The 19625-nt window shown below is 53.5% G+C and carries 16 protein-coding genes and 4 tRNA genes; 13 read left to right on the top strand and 7 right to left on the bottom strand.

Going from position 1 to position 19625, the window contains the following annotated elements; translation table 11 throughout:
- Positions 1-45: 45 nt before the first annotated feature.
- The 7 genes from CPA45_RS06710 to CPA45_RS06680 all read right to left on the bottom strand — a co-directional run bounded on the left by CPA45_RS06710 (position 46) and on the right by CPA45_RS06680 (position 8826).
- Entirely contained in the window at positions 46-1371 is a 1326-nt protein-coding gene (locus CPA45_RS06710; RefSeq protein WP_096650797.1) for a branched-chain amino acid ABC transporter permease, read from the bottom strand.
- On the bottom strand, positions 1368-2375 hold the full coding sequence (locus CPA45_RS06705; RefSeq protein ID WP_096650796.1) for a branched-chain amino acid ABC transporter permease: 1008 nt from the start codon (positions 2373-2375) through the stop codon (positions 1368-1370). Before CPA45_RS06705 ends, CPA45_RS06710 begins: the two co-directional genes overlap by 4 nt.
- A 16-nt stretch (positions 2376-2391) precedes the next feature.
- Positions 2392-3114, bottom strand: coding sequence for an ABC transporter ATP-binding protein (locus CPA45_RS06700; protein ID WP_096650795.1), 723 nt, complete (start codon positions 3112-3114; stop codon positions 2392-2394).
- Between the two features lie 107 nt (positions 3115-3221).
- Positions 3222-3992 carry an ABC transporter ATP-binding protein gene (locus CPA45_RS06695; protein WP_096650794.1) on the bottom strand — a complete coding sequence of 257 codons (771 nt, stop codon included), beginning with the start codon at positions 3990-3992 and terminating at the stop codon, positions 3222-3224.
- A gap of 89 nt (positions 3993-4081) precedes the next feature.
- The gene (locus CPA45_RS06690) at positions 4082-5515 is read right to left on the bottom strand and encodes a sodium-dependent transporter (protein ID WP_096650823.1); all 1434 of its coding nucleotides are present in this window, start codon (positions 5513-5515) and stop codon (positions 4082-4084) included.
- Between the two features lie 282 nt (positions 5516-5797).
- Positions 5798-7639, bottom strand: a complete 1842-nt coding sequence (typA, locus tag CPA45_RS06685) for a translational GTPase TypA (RefSeq protein ID WP_096650793.1) — start codon at positions 7637-7639, stop codon at positions 5798-5800.
- Positions 7640-7854: 215 nt separating this feature from the next.
- Positions 7855-8826, bottom strand: coding sequence for a tripartite tricarboxylate transporter substrate binding protein (locus tag CPA45_RS06680; RefSeq protein WP_096650792.1), 972 nt, complete (start codon positions 8824-8826; stop codon positions 7855-7857).
- A gap of 225 nt (positions 8827-9051) precedes the next feature.
- Here CPA45_RS06680 and CPA45_RS06670 point away from each other — a divergent pair, with 225 nt between their 5' ends.
- The 13 genes from CPA45_RS06670 (at position 9052) to rpoB (ending at position 19618) form a co-directional block, all read left to right on the top strand.
- On the top strand, positions 9052-10035 hold the full coding sequence (locus CPA45_RS06670) for a biotin--[acetyl-CoA-carboxylase] ligase (RefSeq protein WP_096650790.1): 984 nt from the start codon (positions 9052-9054) through the stop codon (positions 10033-10035).
- A complete protein-coding gene (locus tag CPA45_RS06665; RefSeq protein WP_096650789.1) occupies positions 10032-10871 on the top strand; it encodes a type III pantothenate kinase in 840 nt (279 codons plus the stop codon). The genes CPA45_RS06670 and CPA45_RS06665 overlap by 4 nt, the downstream gene beginning before the upstream one ends.
- A 127-nt stretch (positions 10872-10998) precedes the next feature.
- Positions 10999-11082: transfer RNA gene (locus tag CPA45_RS06660), tRNA-Tyr, on the top strand.
- 107 nt (positions 11083-11189) lie between these two features.
- A tRNA-Gly gene (locus CPA45_RS06655) sits at positions 11190-11263 on the top strand.
- Positions 11264-11275: 12 nt separating this feature from the next.
- Positions 11276-11350 (top strand) — tRNA-Thr (locus CPA45_RS06650).
- A 152-nt stretch (positions 11351-11502) separates the two neighbouring features.
- Positions 11503-11578: transfer RNA gene (locus tag CPA45_RS06645), tRNA-Trp, on the top strand.
- A gap of 71 nt (positions 11579-11649) precedes the next feature.
- Positions 11650-12033, top strand: coding sequence for a preprotein translocase subunit SecE (gene secE, locus CPA45_RS06640; RefSeq protein ID WP_096650788.1), 384 nt, complete (start codon positions 11650-11652; stop codon positions 12031-12033).
- 8 nt (positions 12034-12041) lie between these two features.
- Positions 12042-12575 carry a transcription termination/antitermination protein NusG gene (nusG, locus tag CPA45_RS06635; RefSeq protein ID WP_096650787.1) on the top strand — a complete coding sequence of 178 codons (534 nt, stop codon included), beginning with the start codon at positions 12042-12044 and terminating at the stop codon, positions 12573-12575.
- A 123-nt stretch (positions 12576-12698) separates the two neighbouring features.
- Positions 12699-13130, top strand: a complete 432-nt coding sequence (gene rplK, locus CPA45_RS06630; RefSeq protein WP_009098963.1) for a 50S ribosomal protein L11 — start codon at positions 12699-12701, stop codon at positions 13128-13130.
- Positions 13131-13132: 2 nt separating this feature from the next.
- Positions 13133-13825 carry a 50S ribosomal protein L1 gene (rplA, locus tag CPA45_RS06625; RefSeq protein WP_096650786.1) on the top strand — a complete coding sequence of 231 codons (693 nt, stop codon included), beginning with the start codon at positions 13133-13135 and terminating at the stop codon, positions 13823-13825.
- 340 nt (positions 13826-14165) lie between these two features.
- The gene (rplJ, locus tag CPA45_RS06620; RefSeq protein WP_096650785.1) at positions 14166-14666 is read left to right on the top strand and encodes a 50S ribosomal protein L10; all 501 of its coding nucleotides are present in this window, start codon (positions 14166-14168) and stop codon (positions 14664-14666) included.
- 128 nt (positions 14667-14794) lie between these two features.
- Entirely contained in the window at positions 14795-15163 is a 369-nt protein-coding gene (gene rplL / locus CPA45_RS06615; RefSeq protein WP_078089840.1) for a 50S ribosomal protein L7/L12, read from the top strand.
- 378 nt (positions 15164-15541) lie between these two features.
- Positions 15542-19618: a DNA-directed RNA polymerase subunit beta gene (rpoB, locus tag CPA45_RS06610; protein WP_096650784.1), complete on the top strand. Its 4077-nt coding sequence runs from the start codon at positions 15542-15544 to the stop codon at positions 19616-19618.
- Positions 19619-19625: the final 7 nt, after the last annotated feature.

Genomic DNA, 19625 nt, shown 5'->3' with positions numbered 1-19625 from the left:
ACCTGGGGCATTGTTTAATGGCGTTGCATTTGCTAAATCAGGCGATTAACCGTGGCTTTTGATCTTCTCGGGCAGTAACCCTTTAGGGGCGAAACGCAGCACCAAAGTAATCAGCAGACCGATGACAAAGACCCGCGCCTGAAGCGCTCGGCTCTCCAGGTTGCGTGGCGGCTCCCAGCCGAACCAACCTTCGCCAATAAAGACCGCCATCTGCATCAGGGCTAACGCCAGTGGCTCCGACATAATCCAGATAATGTAGACGGCCACAGCGCCGAAAATGGTGCCTAAGTTGTTACCAGGGCCGCCTAAAATCACCATGACCAGTACTAGGAAGGTATGGTTAAGAGGTAAGTAGCCCTGAGGGTCGAATAGGCTATTAAATGTTCCCAGCATACCGCCGCCCAGGCCCATTAAGATGCAGCCTAATACGAAAATCTCTAAGCGACGCTTGTTGATATCTTTACCCATCGCCGCTGATGAGACTTCGTTATCGCGGATAGCGCGAATCATCCGTCCCCAGGGGGCGTGATAGGCGCGGTGGAGCAGCAAGAATATCACCGCAATCACTACGGCGGTGACGGACAGGTACACCGCGCGTGAAAGGGTAAAGCCCAGCTCTGCTGGGCCGGGGGTGGGCCAGGGGAGCGGGGAAACCGTGGCAGTGCCGCGAGTCAACCAGTCGGAGTTTTTCAAAAACGCTTTAATGATTTCCGCGATACCTAATGTGGCAATGGCAAGGTAGTCGCTACGTAGCCCAAGGCAGACGTGGCCAATAAAGTAGCCAACGGCCCCGGCCAGCGCGCCACCAGCTATCCAGCCCAACCAGGCAGGTAGGCCGAAGCCGCCGACAAACCCCGCTCGTGACTGGATATCGCTGGTTACTTCACGCAGTAGGCTGATAATCACTAAATAGAGCACTACAGCCAGCACCACAGCAACCACGGTACGCAGCTTTTTAGGCACACCCAGCCTATCCAGCTTGGTAGCACCTACCACCACCAGCGTGGCGGCAATACCATAGAGCAGTACGCGGCCGAGCTCTCCGGGTAGCTCGGTGCCCCAGAAAGCGTCATTTACCGGCACGCTGAACAGCATGGCGCAGAAGCCACCTAAGGCAACAAAGCCCATCACGCCAGCATTAAACTGTCCCGCGTAGCCCCACTGAATGGTTAGACCGAGGGCTAGAATGGCGTAACAGGCCGCCTCAACCAGCATACGCGTGCTGTAGGCCGCCCCCATCACTGCGTAAACCGCCAGTACTGCGACGAACAGTGCACCAAACAGTATTAGCTCTCGCAATGGAAAGCGCCGCTCAGGGGGGGGGTCTTTAGGTGTATAAGCGGGGTTACGTGTTTTTGTGGGGTGGCTCATGAGATCACCTTACCCTTAAACAGGCCGGTAGGGCGCCAAACCAGAATGGCCACCAGAATAAAGAACGGCACGACAATTTTGTACTCGGTGCCCACGAAGGCGAGATTGTTAGGCAGCTCAAGCCAGGCTGGTAGGCTATCGCGGAAAGGGCGTAGCAGCACGTTCCAGTTAAACACCGCTAGCGTTTCTGCAAAGCCCACCACAAAGCCTCCCGCAATGGCGCCGTAGGGGTGGCCAACGCCACCGACAATGGCCGCTGCAAAAATTGGTAGCAGCAAGAAGAAGCTGAGGTCGGGTTTGAAGGTAACGTCCAGCGAGAGCAGGGTGCCGGCGATCGCTGCGAGTCCACCCGCGATCACCCAGGTCACCGCCACAATAGTGTTGGTGTTGATACCCGATGCCTGGGCAAGCTCAGGGTTGTCGGACATAGCGCGCATCGCCTTACCCAGTCGCGAGCGGCTAAGAAAAAAGTGCAGCGCTACGACGGCGACAATGGTGATGACAAATAAGTAAATTTGTGGCTCGGTAATCACAATCGGCGCGCGCGCACCTTCAAAAGGCAGAGCAATGCGGAAAATCTCTTTGCGATCGTCCACATATAGGCTCTGCCCGCTAGTGCCCGCAAATAGCCGGATAAGTCCCTGGAGCATCAGCGTCACACCCAGCGAGCCGATCACCATAACGATAGGCTTCACCCCGTGAGCGCGCAGCGGTTTGTAAAACGCTTTATCAATACCTACTGCCAGCACTGCAGTTAACACCATGGCAAGTGGTAGCATGAGTATCGCTGTGGGGACGCCAATGCTGGCGCCCGCTGCCGGAAAGGCGGTGGTGAGCAGCAACACCATAAAGGCACCAAAGGTCATCATGTCGGCATGAGCAAAATGGGCAAAGCGCATAATGCTGAAAATCAGCGTTACGCCGATGGCGCCGATGGCATAAATAGAGCCAGTGACGCTGCCCGCAATTACCACGTTATTAATAAAAAAGACCAGTTCGTTCACGCGTTTCTCCCCCGGGCTAGCCGCCCAAAAAGCTTTTAGCAACGTCAGGGTTTGCTAGCAGCGCTGCCCCGGTATCCGTAAAGCGGTTTTGGCCTGCTGCCAGCACAAAGCCCTTATCTGCAATTGCTAAGGCCTGCTTGGCGTTCTGCTCGACCATTAAGATACCGACACCTGCGGCGTTGATTTTTTTCACTCGGTCGAAAATCTCGTTCATATAGAGTGGTGACAGACCCGCGGTGGGCTCATCCAGCAGTAATAGGCTGGGTTCGGCCATTAACGCGCGGCCCATGGCGACCATCTGACGCTGGCCACCGGACAACTCGCCTGCAGGCTGATGGCGCTTCTCCACTAGCGGAGGGAAAAAGTCATACACCTGCTCCAGCATACGCTTAACGTTTTGTGGCTTGAGATAGGCGCCCATCTCCAGGTTTTCTTTAACGGTTAGGCTAGGGAAAACATTTTTTTCCTGAGGTACAAATCCCATGCCTCGCTCAACCAGGCGGTTGGGTGGCAAGTTATGAATTGGCTGGCCGTTAAGCAGAATCTCGCCGTGATTAACGTTTAACAGGCCAAATATGGCTTTTAGCATGGTGGATTTGCCCGCCCCGTTGGGGCCGACAATGACGCCAACTTCATCGGCGTACAGGGTCATATCAACCCCGTTTAAAATATTCATACTGCCATAGCCGCCGTGCACATCGCGTGCTTCCAACAGTGGCTGAGGTTGCGTTGACGACATAGAAAGTGTCTCTGTGAGAGTGTCTCAGCAGTGCCGCCCATGGCTTAACCAAGGTGGCCGTGTTTTGTTTTGGTTATCGTTTAACGCGCTGTTTTGGCATTGTTCATTTAAGCGGCATCAGTGCCGAAGTAGGCCTCTATGACCGCAGGATTATTGCGTATCTCCTCAATATTCCCTTCTATCATTACGCTCCCTTGGGCTAGCACAATCACTGGGTCGCATAGTCGGGAAATCATGTCCATATCGTGCTCAATAACCAAGAAGGTGTAGCCCAACTCACGGTTTAAGCGTTCGATGTTGCCCATTAAGTCGCCTAGCAGCGTGCGGTTCACGCCAGCGGCAATTTCATCTAACAGCACGACTTTGGCGTCGCTCATCATGGTACGGCCAAGTTCTAACAGCTTCTTCTGGCCTCCTGATAAGTTGCCTGCCAGCTCATTTCGTACATGATGAAGTCCAACGAACTCAATTACTTCCAGGGCGCGGCGACGCACTTCGGCTTCCTGCTGGCGTACTAGCCCTGGTTTAAACCAGGCGTTGAATAGGTTTTCACCAGCCTGATTGGGCGGCACCATCATCAAATTTTCCAGGGCGCTCATTTGACTGAACTCATGGGCAATCTGAAAAGTGCGCAGCAAGCCTTTATGAAAACGTTGGTCGGCACTTAATGCCGTGATGTCCTCACCATCCAGCAGTATGCGGCCGCTATCTGGTGTCAGTGCCCCGGCGATGAGATTAAACAGTGTGGATTTTCCGGCCCCATTGGGGCCGATCATACCGGTGATTGAGCCTCTTTCGACACGAATCGAGCAGTCGTTGATCACCTGTAGCCCACCGAATGCTTTATTAACTTGTTGTACTTCGATAAGCGGTTTCATCGTATCCTCGCACCATAGACGGTCTGGGCTGTCTGCGTAGTTATTTATGTAGTTGTTTATATGTGCTTATTTGCGTAGCTATTGTTGTGTTAAGTGGGTTTACGCATCCGTTGGCTAAGCGCAAACGCGCCCACGATAATTAATGCGCCAAGAGTAGGAATCACATAGCCTTCTACGTAAGGGATGGTGCGTAAGAAAACAAACGATACCGCTGCCGGGCCAACAAAGCGCACCAAAAACCGCCATACCATAAACCAGGTTTTATTGGTGCCGAGCTCTTTCATGACCTCGCTTTGAGTCAGTGCCCACCCCGCAAAAAGCGCGATCATCAAGCCGCCTAGTGGCATAAAGATATTGGTTAGCAGCTCGATAAAGTCGAAAGCGCTGCGCCCAAATAGAGTGTGGAAAATCGTCCCTTCTGCCCAGATGTTGAAGCTCACCACCGTCAGTAAACCCATCGCCCAAGCGGCAACGACCATAATTGTTACCGCTTGGGGGCGGGTCATATCAAAGCGCTCGACCAAGAAAGCGGCGACTGGTTCTATCAATGAGATAGACGAGCTGATCGCGGCGCCCAGCACTAAAATAAAGAATACGCCGCCGACCAGTGCGCCAAAGGGCATATCGGCAAAAGCCAGCGGCAGTGTTACAAACATAAGCCCTGGGCCTTGGCTAGTCTCAAGCCCGGCGCCAAATACGATCGAGAAAATTGCTAAGCCAGCCACCATCGCCACGGCGGTATCCACAAAGGCGACGGCAATGGCGGTGCGGGTTAGTGAGGCCTCGCTAGACATATACGCGCCGTAGGCCATGATAGCGCCCATACCAAGGCTCAGCGTGAAGAATGATTGACCCATGGCCTGTAGCCAGCCTTCCAAGCTGAGATCGCCAAGATTAAAGGTGAACAGGAAACCGGCTGCGGCGCCTACGTCGCCGTTAATGACACCGTAAATAAGCACCACGATCAGAATGGCAAACAGAGCAGGCATCATGATTCGCAGACCCGACTCAATGCCTTTGTGAATGCCCATTGCCACAATAAGCGCAGAGGCTGCAATAAACAGGGTGTGGTAGAGCGTCATCAGCCCTGGCGACGCTAACAGCGCATTGAAGCCATCGCCGATGGTTTGCGCGTCCGCGCCAACCAGTTCGCCAGTCAGCATTAGCCAAGTGTAGTGCAACGCCCAGCCTGCAATGACCGAGTAGAAACTTAGAATTAGAAAAGCAGAGACGGCCCCCAACCAGCCAATCGACTCCCAAACACGGGAGGTCTTGTGGGTTTTGGTTAAGTGCCGCATACCCATAATAGGGCTTTGGCGGCTGGTGCGCCCTAGCATGGTTTCGGCAATTAAAATGGGTATTCCCACTGCAAAAATGGTCAATGCATAAACCAAAATAAACGCCCCGCCACCGTTTTCACCAGCAAGGTAAGGAAAGCGCCAGAGATTGCCTAGGCCAACGGCAGAACCAACCGCTGCTAATAAAAAAGTGCCTTTATGAGTCCAGACGTTATGACCGCTCATATGAAGAGTGCCCATGTGCTGGTGGCCGGATAGGGGGAAAATCCAAACACCTGTATGAATTGCAAGATGCCAGCGGGCCGAGACCATGCTGAGGTTAGCGTTACTGTGCGATAGAACGCGCCATCTTTCCAGCCTGCTAGCGTTTAGGCTGCGTTAACGGAGCCACTTGGCGCATTGACTGAAAGTGGGAAGGGCGAGCCGGAAGGCGGATGGCTGTAAAAGAAAAAGCCCGCACAAATGCGGGCTTTTGGGGGCTTGCTTAAAGTTTGTTGCTGCTAACGCTTACTTCTTGCTAGCACGCTTACGCTCATTTTCGGTCAAGTATTTCTTGCGCAGTCGGATATGGCTTGGCGTTACTTCCACCAGCTCATCGGAATCCAGGAACTCAATGGCCTGCTCAAGGGTGAACTTGATGGGCGGGGTCAGCACGATGTTCTCATCGTTACCCGTTGAGCGCATGTTATCGAGCTTTTTGCCCTTGGTCGGGTTAACGACCATGTCGTTGGCGCGATTGTTAATACCAATCAGCATGCCTTCGTACACTTCGGTAGCGTGATCAATAATCAGCTTACCGCGTTCTTGCAGGGCATATAGCGCGTACGCCAGGGCTTTGCCGCCTACCATGGAAACCAAAACGCCATTGCGACGCTCGATAGATGCATCGGGCTTCAGCGGGCCGTAATGGTCAAAGCGGCTGGTGAGGATGCCGGTGCCTGACGTCAAGGTCAGGAACTGGCCACGGAAGCCAATCAAGCCACGGGCAGGAATCATGAAGTCCAAGCGAACGCGGCCTTTACCGTCCGGGTTCATATTGGTCAACTCGCCTTTGCGGTAGCCAAGCTCTTCCATGATTGAGCCCTGATGCTGCTCTTCACAGTCGATGATGACTTCTTCGTAAGGCTCCTGCTTAACACCGTCGATCTCTTTGATGATGACTTCAGGACGGCCAACAGCCAGCTCGAAGCCTTCACGGCGCATGGTTTCAATCAGTACCGAGAGGTGTAGTTCACCACGGCCGGAGACTTTAAATTTCTCTGGCGTTTCGCCTTGTTCAACGCGCAGCGCCACGTTGTGGATAAGCTCTTGTTCCAGGCGATCTTTAATGTTTCGGCTAGTGACGAACTTGCCCTCTTTGCCAGCGAATGGCGAGTCGTTGACCTGGAAGGTCATCGAAACGGTTGGCTCATCCACTGACAACGGCGGCAGTGCTTCGACGCTCGTCGGATCACATAGCGTGTCAGAAATCGATAGATTATCAACACCGGTAACGCAGACGATATCGCCCGCTGTCGCTTCGGTGGTTTGCACACGCTCAAGGCCCATATGGGTCATGACCTGGCCAATTTTGCCCTTACGGATAGTGCCATCAACGCTAATTACGGAAACTTGCTGGTTTGGTTTTACCGAGCCGCGCTTAATGCGACCAAGGCCGATAACGCCAACATAGCTGTTGTAGTCCAGTGCGGAGATCTGCATTTGGAAGGGGCCATCGAGCTCAACCTTAGGCGGCTCAACGATATCCACAATCGCCTGGAACATCGGGTCCATATTGTCGGATAAGTCTTCCGGATCCATACCGGCAATGCCATTTAGCGCCGAGCAGTAAATAATTGGGAAATCAAGCTGCTCATCAGTAGCGCCCAGGTTGTCAAATAGATCGAAAATCTGATCGATAACCCAGTCAGGGCGTGCGCCAGGCCGGTCAATTTTATTGACTACCACGATCGGCTTAAGGCCCTGGGAAAATGCCTTCTGGGTAACAAAGCGAGTTTGCGGCATTGGACCATCAACGGCGTCTACTAGTAGTAGAACAGAGTCCACCATGGACATTACACGCTCGACTTCGCCACCAAAATCGGCGTGCCCAGGGGTGTCCACGATGTTGATGTGGTAATCCTTGCCACTGCTATCTTGCCACTGAATGGCAGTGTTTTTGGCCAGGATGGTGATGCCGCGCTCTTTCTCCTGGTCATTGGAGTCCATAACGCGCTCTTGGCCTTCAGCCTTACGGTCAAGCGTGCCAGATTGACTTAACAGCTTGTCTACTAAGGTAGTTTTGCCATGGTCAACGTGGGCAATAATGGCAATGTTGCGAAGATTATCAATTGACGGGGTGGTGCTCATAGGAGAACTCTATCGATTAGAATGGCACCTATGGATACAATTTTGAAGAGTCCCTAGGCGCGGTTAGGGAAAATGGGCGAGCATTGTACCCACTATGCTGCTGGTGGGATAGTTTCTTTGTAAGTTCGAAACCTAGTTAGCACTTATCATCGCTATAACGCCCTCTAGATAGACCATTTGAGGGCGTTATGTCAGCACATATTTAGCTATGCGGATTAGTCGTCTGAGGGAACGCCGCCCATTCGCTCAAGTAGTGCACGGTAATTTTCAGACTGCGCGTAGAGCATCTCTGTGGCTTCTTCCTCGCCACGGAAATGTACTGGCATCAGGATGCGTTCTTCGGTGATTTCGATAAAACGCTCATCCTGTGTTGCCTCTTCTAGGGCTTCGGCCAGCCGCTCTACGTTACTGTCGGGCGTGTTTTTGGGGACAACCACAACACGAAAGTCTGAAGTGTCAATGTCATAGCCGGCCTCCATAACGCTTGGGGCATCGGGGTAAGCAAATAAGCGTTCAGCATCCATGCTCAGCAGGACGGGCATTTCTCCGCTATCTGCGTAACCAGAGTGGGTGCCGCCGCTATAAGCAAAGTCAACATCACCTGAAAGAATCAGCGGTGCCATACCACCGCCGCCAGCTGTTGGCACGATGCGTAGATCAAGCCCTTCCTGCTCCATGATGTACTCAATGACCAGTCTATCCAGCGCGTGCTGGGTGGCGTAGCTGGTCCCAGGATTCTCTTTGGCGTACTCGATTAAGTCTTCCCAGCTATCGCCAAATGGGCGGTCTTTGCCTGTTACTAAGGCGTGTTGCACGGTAGTAATGCTGGCAACGTAGCGGAAGTCGTCTAGCGTGAAGTTCGTATCATGGGCATGTGGGGCGAAAGTCAGTGTGCCGTTAGTGCCAGCGTAAACAAACGTATGACCTTCATCCTGATTGTGCATTAATCGTGCTAGCGAGACTGCACCTCCAGCGCCAGGTTGGTTGACAACGTTGACAGGCTGGCCAAGGTTTTCTGACAAGACATTAGCAAGTACCCGTGCCTGAATATCCGTACTGCCCCCGGCTGCAAACCCGACAACCAATGTTAGCGGGCCAGAAGGGAAGTTATTGTCTGCATGGGCTGAGAGGCTCATCGTAAGTGCAAAGGTAGCAGCGGCCGTAGCAAGTGTTTTTTTATTTAGCATCCTGCTCTTCCTCGTAATTAGTAAATAGAAGCAATGGCATAGCCAAGTGATTATTAGTCAACAGACGTTGCTTGACGCCCTGCGCTTTATAGTAAGCACAAAGTATGAAAAGGCGACCTCTAAAATGGGGGTTGACTTCGACGCTAAAAATCAAATTGAAATCTCAGTGCTTTCCGACACTTTTATATATCCGGTAAGATTGGTTTTTTTTGGCAGGGCAAGCACATGACCATCGGTAACCTGATGCGTTTGTTGAGCGATGGCGAGGTTCATTCCGGTGAACAATTAGGTGAGGCGCTGGGCGTTTCACGAGCCGCTGTATGGAAGCAGCTCAAAAAGTTAGACGCTCTGGGCGTAGAATTGGTAGCAGTCAAAGGTCGTGGCTATCGGCTTGCCCATCCTTTAGAGCCTCTTGAGGGGGCGAAAATCGTCGAGCATTTGCCTGCTAAAGCCCGTCATTTATTGGCGCGACTATTTGTGCAGGATCAACTTCCTTCTAGCAATGAGTATCTGCGCGAACGTTTTGCCCAAGGGGCGGGCCATGGCGAGGTGTGCCTGGTTGAGCTTCAAACAGCTGGGCGTGGTCGCCGTGGTCGGGTGTGGTCGACGCCTTGGGGGCAAAGTTTAATGCTCTCAATTGGTTGGCGTTTTGAAGCAGGAGTGACTGCTCTTGAAGGGCTAAGCCTTGCCGTGGGCGTTGTCATGGCGCAAGTTTTGGAGCAGTACGGGGTCGAGCCGAAGCTGAAATGGCCCAACGATATTTTACTTGCTGAGCAGGGCGGTGAGCTTGGCAAGCTCGCAGGGATTTTGATTGAGGTGACGGGCGATGCTGCGGGACCCTGTGAGGTCGTTATTGGTATCGGTATGAACCTTTCGCTGCCCGATAGCCTGCGCGCCACTATTGATCAGCCTGTTGCCGCCTTATTTGATGCGAAAGAGGGAATCTCGCGTAACCAGTTGGCCGCTGATACGGTTGCTGGGTTGCTGGATATGCTGGCGGACTTTGAGAATGAAGGGTTTTGTGCATGGCGCGATGGGTGGAATAAGCGCCATGCCTATGTAGGGCAGCCTATACGTGTCATTCAGGGGGAGCGCTCCAGCGATGCGTTTGCAGGAGAAGTAGATGAGAGCGGTAACCTTTGGGTTACCGAGGATGACCACCCGCGTCGCCTATCGGGCGGTGAAATCAGTATACGCAGGCGCTTATGATTCTGGATCTGGATATCGGCAACACGCTGTCAAAATGGCGGCTTAAAGATGCCGAGAGCAGTGAAATACGCTCGCGAGGGGCAGTATGGACCCGAGAGGAGTGGCGCCCCGGCGCGGATATTCCTGATTTGGATGTCGTAGAGGCGGTTCGAATCTCAAGCGTTGCAAGGGCGGCGGTGTTAGAAGAGACCGTTACGCTTCTACGCCGCCAAGTGCGGCATGTTTATGTGGCTCACTCGACGCCTGAGGCGTTAGGCGTAGTTAATGGCTATGACGAGCCTGGGCGTCTTGGTGTGGACCGCTGGTTGGGTGCGCTTGCGGGCTATCAATTGGCGGGTGGGTGCTGTGCGGTAGATTGTGGCAGCGCCATTACTATCGATTTTGTGTTGCCGGGCGGGGCTCATCTCGGTGGGTTCATTGTCCCTGGGCTGCGTTTGATGAAAGAAAGCCTCAAACTTGGGACTCAAAATGTGGCAATTGACCCTGAGAGTGAGGCTGATGCGTTGCTAGAGCCAGGGCGGCGCACCGTTGATGCTGTTAATCATGGGATCTATATGGCGGCTGTAAGTGCGATTAATCGCATTTACAGCGAGGTGTGTGATCAGCAGGGTGTTGCACTACCTGTGTTGCTTACCGGGGGGGATGCTCGAGTGATTTCCCGCGGAGTGCAGGTGCCCCATGCTGTGTGGCCCGACATGGTTTACGGTGGCTTAGAAGCGAGTTTCCCTCTGACCTTTGCTGAGCGTGCAGGTAAGCTTTCCGGCGCACCGGCGGTGCCTAAGCCAGTGTCATTAGAAAAAATTCGCGCAGGCCTTGCATTCTCGATGCTGCTTTGACAGAATGCAGCGCGTTCCAGAACGGAAGCAGCGCTAAATATCACGTTATATTCAGCAAGCTAGCGTAAATAAAGTGTCTATAAGCTTGACACTGTTCTGGAGGTTGGCATAATGTGCCGCCACAGCTGGAGAGGTTCCCGAGTGGCCAAAGGGAGCAGACTGTAAATCTGCCGCGAAAGCTTCGAAGGTTCGAATCCTTCCCTCTCCACCAGTTTAATCGAGCGTTGATTTTTTCGGCGCTTGGGAATGAAAAGCCGGTTAGCGGGCATCAAGCTACTGTTTCTCGTGCAATGGGCTGTCATTCTAAAGGCAAGTTCGGCGGGCGTAGTTCAATGGTAGAACCTCAGCCTTCCAAGCTGATGGTGCGGGTTCGATTCCCGCCGCCCGCTCCAGTGTTGTGTTTGGCTCATGTAGCTCAGGGGTAGAGCACACCCTTGGTAAGGGTGAGGTCGACGGTTCAATTCCGTCCATGAGCTCCATATTACAAAAAAAGCGAGCTAAGCTCGCTTTTTTTGTCTTTGTCTCTGGTTGTGTGTGCCATAGATGAAGTGTAGGGGTTGTCAGATGGTTCGTTCTCGGCTATCATGGCGCCCGCTGTTGCGTAGGCATTTGCTTACGTGCATGACGATACAGGCCAGTAGCTCAATTGGCAGAGCAGCGGTCTCCAAAACCGCAGGTTGGGGGTTCGATTCCCTCCTGGCCTGCCAGCCTTCCCCAGGTTGGTATGTCTTTCTAGAATTCCTTTGTCGCTCGCTGCACCCTTGGGAGTCTCGTTTTTATGAAGCCTAATTCTGTAAAACATGGCGCAGAGGTGCAACAGTCTCGTCATGACGGGCTCAAGTGGGCAGTGGTTGTGGTGCTGCTTGCCGTTGCGGTCGTTGGAAACACCTATTTCGCTGATGTTGGTCTTCTCTACCGCGTGCTAGGTGTGGTGGTGTTGTGTGCGACTGCTGGTTTAGTTGCTCTCACCACGGCAAAAGGGCGCGATTTAGTGGAGCTTGCCGTGAGCGCTAAGAAAGAGATTCAGCGCGTTGTGTGGCCGACCCGTCCCGAAACCGTGCAGACCACTGCTATTGTACTGGTCGCGGTGTTGGTGGTTGGGTTGATGCTGTGGTTGATCGATACTCTTCTTAGCTGGGCAATGTCCGGCGTCATTGGTTAGGAGCTTTCATGTCCAAACGTTGGTACGTCGTCCACGCCTATTCCGGTTTCGAAAAGCATGTCATGCGCTCGCTGATCGAACGTGTGAAAATGTACGGCATGGAAGATCGCTTTGGCGAAATCCTTGTGCCGACGGAAGAAGTGGTTGAAATGCGCGACGGTAAGCGCCGTAAGAGTGAGCGCAAGTTTTACCCTGGCTACGTGTTGGTCGAAATGGAAATGGCTGACGAGACTTGGCACCTGGTAAATGAAACGCCCCGCGTGATGGGCTTCATTGGTGGTACCAAGGAAAAGCCAGCGCCTATTACTACCCGCGAAGCTGAAGCGATTCTGCGTCGTGTGAAAGACGGTACTGATAAGCCGCGGCCCAAAACCATGTTTGAGCCGGGTCAGTCTGTCCGCGTTGTTGATGGTCCATTTGCCGACTTCAACGGCGTTGTTGAAGAGGTGAATTACGACAAGAGCCGCCTGCAAGTCAGCGTGTTGATTTTTGGGCGTGCAACGCCGGTGGAGCTTGAATTCTCCCAGGTGGAAAAAGAGTAATACAGATAATGTAGCAGGGTGGTGCGCGTAGCGTACCACCCTGGATTCATGCAAAGCAGCCGAGTGCTGCTTTGCGCGTACCGGGGAGCCGAGAGGCGCTATCACCCAATTGGAGTTACTGTTATGGCCAAGAAAGTACAGGCTTACATCAAGCTGCAGGTTGCTGCAGGTAAAGCCAATCCTAGTCCGCCCGTAGGTCCTGCGTTGGGTCAGCACGGCGTGAATATCATGGAATTCTGTAAGGCGTTCAACGCTGCCACTCAAGAGATTGAGCCTGGCTTGCCGACGCCTGTCGTGATCACTGTCTACTCCGACCGTAGCTTCACGTTCGTTACCAAGACTCCGCCTGCTGCTGTGCTGCTGAAAAAAGCGGCTGGTATCAAGTCCGGTTCTGGTGAGCCGAACAAGAAGAAGGTTGGTACCGTGACTCGTGAGCAGTTAGAAGAGATCGCCAAGACCAAAGAGCCGGATATGACGGCTTCTGATCTCGATGCCGCGGTGCGCACCATCGCTGGTAGTGCTCGTAGCATGGGCCTAAACGTGGAGGGTCTCTGATCATGGCTAAACTGTCTAAGCGTGCGAAGGTTATTCGCGAGAAAGTAGACGCTAACAAAGCTTACTCTCTGGAAGAAGCTGTGGCGCTGCTGTCTGAGCTGTCTACTGTTAAGTTCAATGAGTCTTTGGACGTTGCGATCAACCTTGGTGTTGACCCGCGTAAATCTGATCAGGTAGTACGTGGCGCGACCGTTATGCCTAACGGTACCGGCAAAGACGTACGTGTAGCTGTTTTCACCCAGGGCGCTAACGCCGATGCTGCTAAAGAAGCGGGCGCTGACATCGTAGGTATGGAAGAGCTGGCTGAGCAGGTCAAGAAGGGCGTGATGGACTTCGACGTTGTTATCGCCTCTCCTGATGCGATGCGTGTTGTGGGTCAACTTGGCCAGATTCTTGGTCCACGTGGCTTGATGCCTAACCCGAAAGTTGGCACCGTAACGCCTGACGTGGCGACTGCGGTTAAGAATGCCAAAGCGGGTCAGGTGCGTTTCCGTACCGATAAAAACGGCATTATCCACACTACGCTGGGTAAAGCTAATTTTGAAGCAACTGCTGTTCAGGGCAACCTGGAAGCGTTGGTTGCTGACCTTAAGAGGCTCAAGCCGAGCTCCTCTAAAGGTATTTACTTTAAGAAAATCACCCTGTCCACTACCATGGGCCCGGGCTTAACTCTCGACCACTCTGCGCTGGTATAAGCGAGTCGTTGATAGTTTAGTAAGAACTGTTTTTAGTAAGAACCGGTTTCAGTAAGAACCGAGCAAGAACTTTGCGGTCCCCCATGCTGGTTGAAGTCTGTATCTGCCTGCTGGGGCGCCGTCAAAGACCGCAGGTGCCGCGCAGTGTTCGGGCGCGGCTTAATTGCCTAGATAAGCGCCTGCGCAGATGGTGTGGCCGCCAGTTGGTTAACGCTTTTTAGCAAACCGCTTTCTGGTGAGCACCATCCCCTAAGGCTTCCAGGGTTGATGTTGAAATGCCTGGAAGAGATGGTAACCACCGGAGCCTGTTTATGGGTTCCGGCACGAAGGAGTGATCACTGTGCCACTAGCACTTGAAGGCAAGAAAGCGATTGTTGCCGAGGTCAGTGAAGCGGCCAAAGGCGCACTCTCCGTCGTAGTTGCCGATTCTCGCGGCGTAACGGTCGGCAAAATGACCGATCTGCGTAAGCAAGCGCGTGAGAATGGCGTCCAGTTGCGTGTTGTCCGCAACACACTGGCACGCCGCGCCCTTGAAGGTACTCAGTGGGAGTGCCTGAATGAGAGCTTTGTTGGTCCTACTCTGCTGGCTTTCTCTACTGAACACCCGGGCGCTGCTGCTCGTCTGTTCAAAGAGTTCGCGAAGCAAGATCAGAACTTCGAAGTGAAGGCGTTGGCCTACGAAGGTGAGTTGATCCCGGCTGCTGACATCGATCGTCTGGCAACCCTGCCGACCTACGACGAGGCAATTGCCAAGTTGATGTCGGTAATGAAAGAAGCCTCCGCTGGCAAGCTGGTTCGTACTCTGGCCGCCCTACGCGACCAGAAACAAGAAGCTGCATAAGCAGTTTTTCTTGCAGGCGGCGTGAGCTGTGTGCGCTTTACAGAGCATAAGTAGAGCGCTGCCCGAATCAAGCAATGAACCCTGAGTGCTCGGTAGACCGAGACTCCCGCAAAGTTAGGAATGAAACAATGGCACTGACCAAAGACGATATCATCAATGCTGTAGCCGACATGTCCGTAATGGAAGTTGTCGAGCTGATCGAAGCGATGGAAGAGAAGTTCGGCGTATCTGCAGCTGCAGCCGTAATGGCTGGCCCGGCTGCTGGTGGCGAAGCTGCTGAAGAGCAAACTGAATTTGATCTGGTACTGACCTCTGCTGGTGACAAGAAAGTTAACGTCATCAAAGCGGTTCGCGAAATCACCGGCCTTGGTCTGAAAGAAGCCAAAGGTGCTGTTGATGGCGCGCCAGCAACCATCAAAGAAGCAATGTCTAAAGAAGACGCTGAAGCAGCTAAAACCAAGCTGGAAGAAGCGGGCGCAAGCGTCGAGCTCAAGTAATTCTTGTGCTGACGGCTTTACGCGCTGCGTAAGCTTCCACGGCTGGCGGCGGGAACATCCCGCTGTCGGCCTTTTTCTGTTGTATCGTGCTGCAAGGTGCAGTGTTGAGTCAGCAGAAAAGCTGCAAAACGAGCAGTAAATAATACAGTAAGACCGTTGTTGTGAAGCGTACGTTGTTGTAACGCGTAAGTTGTGAAGCGCGAGTGATGGTAAGCGTGAGCGAAAGCGAAGCGTGAACAGCACTACTGTAACACTGTTATCTATCAAGATTTTTGACGGCGAGCTACCGATTTAGGAGCTTGCTGTCTGCGTCTGAAACGCCCGCGGGGCAGATGACCACGCATCGGTCACCCATGGTGAACAAGCTGGGGAATACAGATGGCTTACTCATATACTGAGAAAAAACGCATCCGCAAGGATTTCGGCAAACTGCCCCAAGTGATGGATGTGCCTTACTTGCTGGCCATCCAGCTTGATTCCTACTACGACTTTCTCCAGCAGGATCGTTCGCCTGACGAGCGTCACGAAATCGGCCTGCACGCGGCGTTCAAGTCCGTGTTCCCGATCGAGAGCTTCTCCGGCAATGCGGCGCTTGAGTACGTCAGCTACCGCTTCGGCACGCCAGCGTTCGATGTGAAGGAGTGTCAGCTGCGTGGCGTGACCTATTCCGCCCCGCTGCGTGTCAAGGTTCGCTTGATCATCTATGATCGCGACTCCTCGAACAAGGCAATCAAGGATATTAAAGAGCAGGAAGTCTACATGGGGGAAATCCCCCTGATGACCGAAAACGGTACCTTTGTGATCAACGGTACTGAGCGGGTTATCGTTTCCCAGCTCCACCGTTCACCCGGTGTGTTCTTCGATCACGATAAAGGTAAGAGCCACTCCTCGGGTAAGCTGCTCTATTCAGCTCGCGTGATTCCTTACCGTGGCTCCTGGTTGGACTTCGAGTTTGACCCCAAGGACAACGTCTTCGTACGTATCGACCGTCGCCGCAAGCTGCCGGCCTCGGTGCTTATGCGTGCCCTGGGGATGAACACCGAAGAAATTCTTAGTGAGTTCTTTGAGAGCAGTGTTTTCCATATTGAGAAAACCGGTTTCTTTGTAGAGCTAGTACCCTCACGACTGCGCGGAGAAACTGCCACCTTCGACATCAAAGATGGCGAAGGCGAAGTTATCGTTGAAGAGGGACGTCGGATTACTCAGAAGCACATTCGCCAGCTTGAAAAAGCTGGTCTTGAGCGTCTGGAAGTGCCGATGGAATATCTATTTGGCAAAACGCTAGCCAAAGATCAGATCGACACCAAAACTGGTGAGCTGATCTGCCCCTGTAACACTGAAATTACTCCGGAAGTGTTGGAGCGTATGGCGCAGGGTGGTATCACCCATATTGAAACGCTATACACCAACGATCTGGATTGCGGTTCGTTTATTTCCGACACCTTGAAGCTGGATGCCACAGCATCAGCTCTTGAGGCATTGGTAGAAATTTACCGCATGATGCGCCCCGGTGAGCCGCCTACTAAGGAAGCTGCCGAGACGCTGTTTAACAACTTGTTCTTCAGCGAAGATCGCTACGACCTGTCGGGCGTTGGCCGCATGAAGTTCAATCGCCGTCTGCGTCGCGATACTGATACAGGTTCTGGCGTACTGGATCGTAAAGACATCCTTGATGTACTGCGCGAACTGATCAATATCCGTAACGGCTTTGGTGACGTTGACGATATCGATCACCTGGGCAACCGTCGTATTCGCTGCGTTGGCGAAATGGCTGAAAACCAGTTCCGTGTTGGCCTGGTACGTGTTGAGCGTGCGGTGAAAGAGCGCCTTTCCATGGCGGAAAGCGAAGGCCTGATGCCCCAAGACTTGATCAACGCCAAGCCGGTAGCGGCAGCGGTGAAAGAGTTCTTCGGTTCCAGCCAGCTTTCTCAGTTTATGGATCAGAACAACCCGCTTTCTGAGGTTACCCACAAGCGTCGTGTGTCTGCACTCGGTCCCGGTGGTTTGACCCGTGAGCGTGCAGGCTTCGAAGTACGTGACGTACACGCCACGCACTACGGTCGCTTGTGTCCGATCGAAACGCCGGAAGGCCCGAACATCGGTCTGATCAACTCGTTGGCGACGTACAGTCACACCAACAGCTACGGCTTCCTCGAAACGCCGTACCGTAAGGTCAATTCCTGTCAAGTGACGGACGACATCGTTCACCTGTCGGCGATCGAAGAGGGTGATTTCGTTATTGCCCAGGCATCTGCTGCAGTGGATGAGTCCAACCGGTTGAGTGACGACTTGGTTCAGGTGCGCCATCGTGGTGAAACCACGTTTATGCGTCCTGAGCAAGTCACGCTAATGGACGTTTCACCGCGCCAAGTTGTTTCGGTTGCGGCCGCACTGATTCCGTTCCTGGAGCACGATGATGCTAACCGCGCCTTGATGGGTGCGAACATGCAGCGTCAGGCAGTACCAACCTTGCGCGCTGACAAGCCGCTAGTGGGTACTGGCATGGAGCGCTTCGTTGCTCGTGACTCCGGTGTTTGTGCCGTGGCACGTCGTGGTGGTGTGATCGACTCCGTTGACGCGCGTCGTGTAGTGGTACGGGTACACGAAGATGAGATCATCGGCGGTGAAGCTGGCGTTGATATCTACAACCTGACCAAGTACACCCGTTCAAACCAGAACACCTGTATGAACCAGCGTCCTATCGTACGTCCTGGTGACAGCGTGGCCCGTGGCGATATTCTTGCCGATGGCCCGTCGGTGGATATGGGTGACTTGGCACTTGGGCAGAACATGCGCATCGCGTTCATGCCCTGGAACGGCTACAACTTCGAGGACTCCATCCTGCTTTCTGAGCGGGTCGTTCAAGAAGACCGTTTCACGACTATCCATATCCAGGAGCTAACCTGTGTGTCTCGTGACACCAAGTTAGGGCCGGAAGAGATCACTGCTGATATTCCCAACGTGGGCGAGTCGGCTCTCTCCAAGCTGGACGAGGCAGGCGTTGTTTACATTGGTGCTGAAGTTGGCCCCGGCGATATTCTGGTCGGTAAGGTAACGCCGAAAGGTGAAACCCAGCTGACACCAGAAGAGAAGCTGCTGCGTGCGATCTTTGGTGAGAAAGCGTCTGACGTTAAAGACACCTCGCTGCGTGCCCCTACCGGCATGAAAGGCACGGTTATCGACGTTCAGGTGTTTACCCGTGATGGCGTTGAAAAAGACTCTCGCGCCCTTGCTATTGAGCAGATGCAGTTAGATGAGGTACGTAAGGATCTTCAAGAGACTTACCGTATCGCTGAAGACGCTACCTTTGAGCGCCTCAAGCGCACTCTGGATGGCCAGGGAGTTAACGGCGGACCGAACCTCAAGAAAGGCGACGTGCTCGACGAGGCATATCTCGATGAGTTGCCGCGTCAGCAGTGGTTCAAGCTGCGCATGCAGGATGAGTCCTATAACGAACTGCTGGCTCAAGCCGACGAGCAGCTCGAAAACCGTCGTAAAGAAATGGACGAGCGCTTTGAAGATAAGAAGCGCAAGCTGACCCAGGGCGACGATCTCGCACCGGGCGTGCTAAAAATCGTCAAGGTCTACATGGCTGTTAAGCGCCGCATTCAGCCGGGCGACAAAATGGCCGGTCGTCATGGTAACAAAGGTGTTATCTCGGCGATCATGCCGATCGAAGATATGCCGTTCGATGAGAAGGGCGAGCCGGTCGACGTGGTACTAAACCCGTTGGGTGTACCGTCGCGGATGAACGTGGGGCAGATCCTGGAAACCCACTTGGGTATGGCTGCGCGTGGCTTAGGCATGAAAATCGAGGCTATGTTGCGCGATGCCCGTGGCCAGCAAGTTGCAGAGATTCGTGACTTCCTGGGTCAGGTTTACAACACGCCTGGTAGCCGTTCAGAGGATCTCGACTCGCTTAGCGATGAGGAAATTATCGCGCTGGCGAAAAACCTCAAGGGCGGTGTGCCGATGGCAACGCCGGTGTTCGATGGTGCGAAAGAGCACGAAATCAAGCACCTGCTGAAGCTGGCGGACATTCCCGAGTCTGGCCAAATGGCGCTGTACGATGGTCGTACCGGCGATGCGTTTGACCGTCCGGTCACCGTTGGCTACATGTACATGCTGAAGCTTAACCACTTGGTAGACGACAAGATGCACGCCCGTTCTACCGGCTCTTACTCGCTGGTTACCCAGCAGCCCTTGGGTGGTAAGGCACAGTTCGGTGGTCAGCGCTTTGGTGAGATGGAAGTGTGGGCGCTAGAAGCCTACGGCGCAGCCTATACGCTGCAAGAGATGCTCACCGTCAAATCGGACGACGTCGAAGGCCGCACCAAGATGTATAAAAACATCGTGGATGGCGACCACACCATGCAGGCAGGCATGCCGGAATCCTTTAACGTACTGGTTAAAGAAATCCGCTCGCTGGGCATCGATATCGAGTTAGAGAGCTAGGAGCCGT

This window comes from Vreelandella nigrificans (genome assembly GCF_002374315.1).
In the GTDB taxonomy this organism is placed as follows: domain Bacteria; phylum Pseudomonadota; class Gammaproteobacteria; order Pseudomonadales; family Halomonadaceae; genus Vreelandella; species Vreelandella nigrificans.
This window is presented reverse-complemented; position numbering and strand designations above follow the sequence as displayed.

Coding starts and splice junctions, on each gene's coding strand:
- rplK (WP_009098963.1), top strand. CDS start 12,699: ATGGCCAAGAAAGTACAGGCTTACATCAAGCTGCAGGTTGCTGCAGGT.
- CPA45_RS06710 (WP_096650797.1), bottom strand. CDS start 1,371: ATGAGCCACCCCACAAAAACACGTAACCCCGCTTATACACCTAAAGAC.
- CPA45_RS06695 (WP_096650794.1), bottom strand. CDS start 3,992: ATGAAACCGCTTATCGAAGTACAACAAGTTAATAAAGCATTCGGTGGG.
- rpoB (WP_096650784.1), top strand. CDS start 15,542: ATGGCTTACTCATATACTGAGAAAAAACGCATCCGCAAGGATTTCGGC.
- CPA45_RS06690 (WP_096650823.1), bottom strand. CDS start 5,515: ATGAGCGGTCATAACGTCTGGACTCATAAAGGCACTTTTTTATTAGCA.
- rplL (WP_078089840.1), top strand. CDS start 14,795: ATGGCACTGACCAAAGACGATATCATCAATGCTGTAGCCGACATGTCC.
- CPA45_RS06665 (WP_096650789.1), top strand. CDS start 10,032: ATGATTCTGGATCTGGATATCGGCAACACGCTGTCAAAATGGCGGCTT.
- typA (WP_096650793.1), bottom strand. CDS start 7,639: ATGAGCACCACCCCGTCAATTGATAATCTTCGCAACATTGCCATTATT.
- CPA45_RS06700 (WP_096650795.1), bottom strand. CDS start 3,114: ATGTCGTCAACGCAACCTCAGCCACTGTTGGAAGCACGCGATGTGCAC.
- CPA45_RS06680 (WP_096650792.1), bottom strand. CDS start 8,826: ATGCTAAATAAAAAAACACTTGCTACGGCCGCTGCTACCTTTGCACTT.
- rplA (WP_096650786.1), top strand. CDS start 13,133: ATGGCTAAACTGTCTAAGCGTGCGAAGGTTATTCGCGAGAAAGTAGAC.
- CPA45_RS06670 (WP_096650790.1), top strand. CDS start 9,052: ATGACCATCGGTAACCTGATGCGTTTGTTGAGCGATGGCGAGGTTCAT.
- secE (WP_096650788.1), top strand. CDS start 11,650: ATGAAGCCTAATTCTGTAAAACATGGCGCAGAGGTGCAACAGTCTCGT.
- nusG (WP_096650787.1), top strand. CDS start 12,042: ATGTCCAAACGTTGGTACGTCGTCCACGCCTATTCCGGTTTCGAAAAG.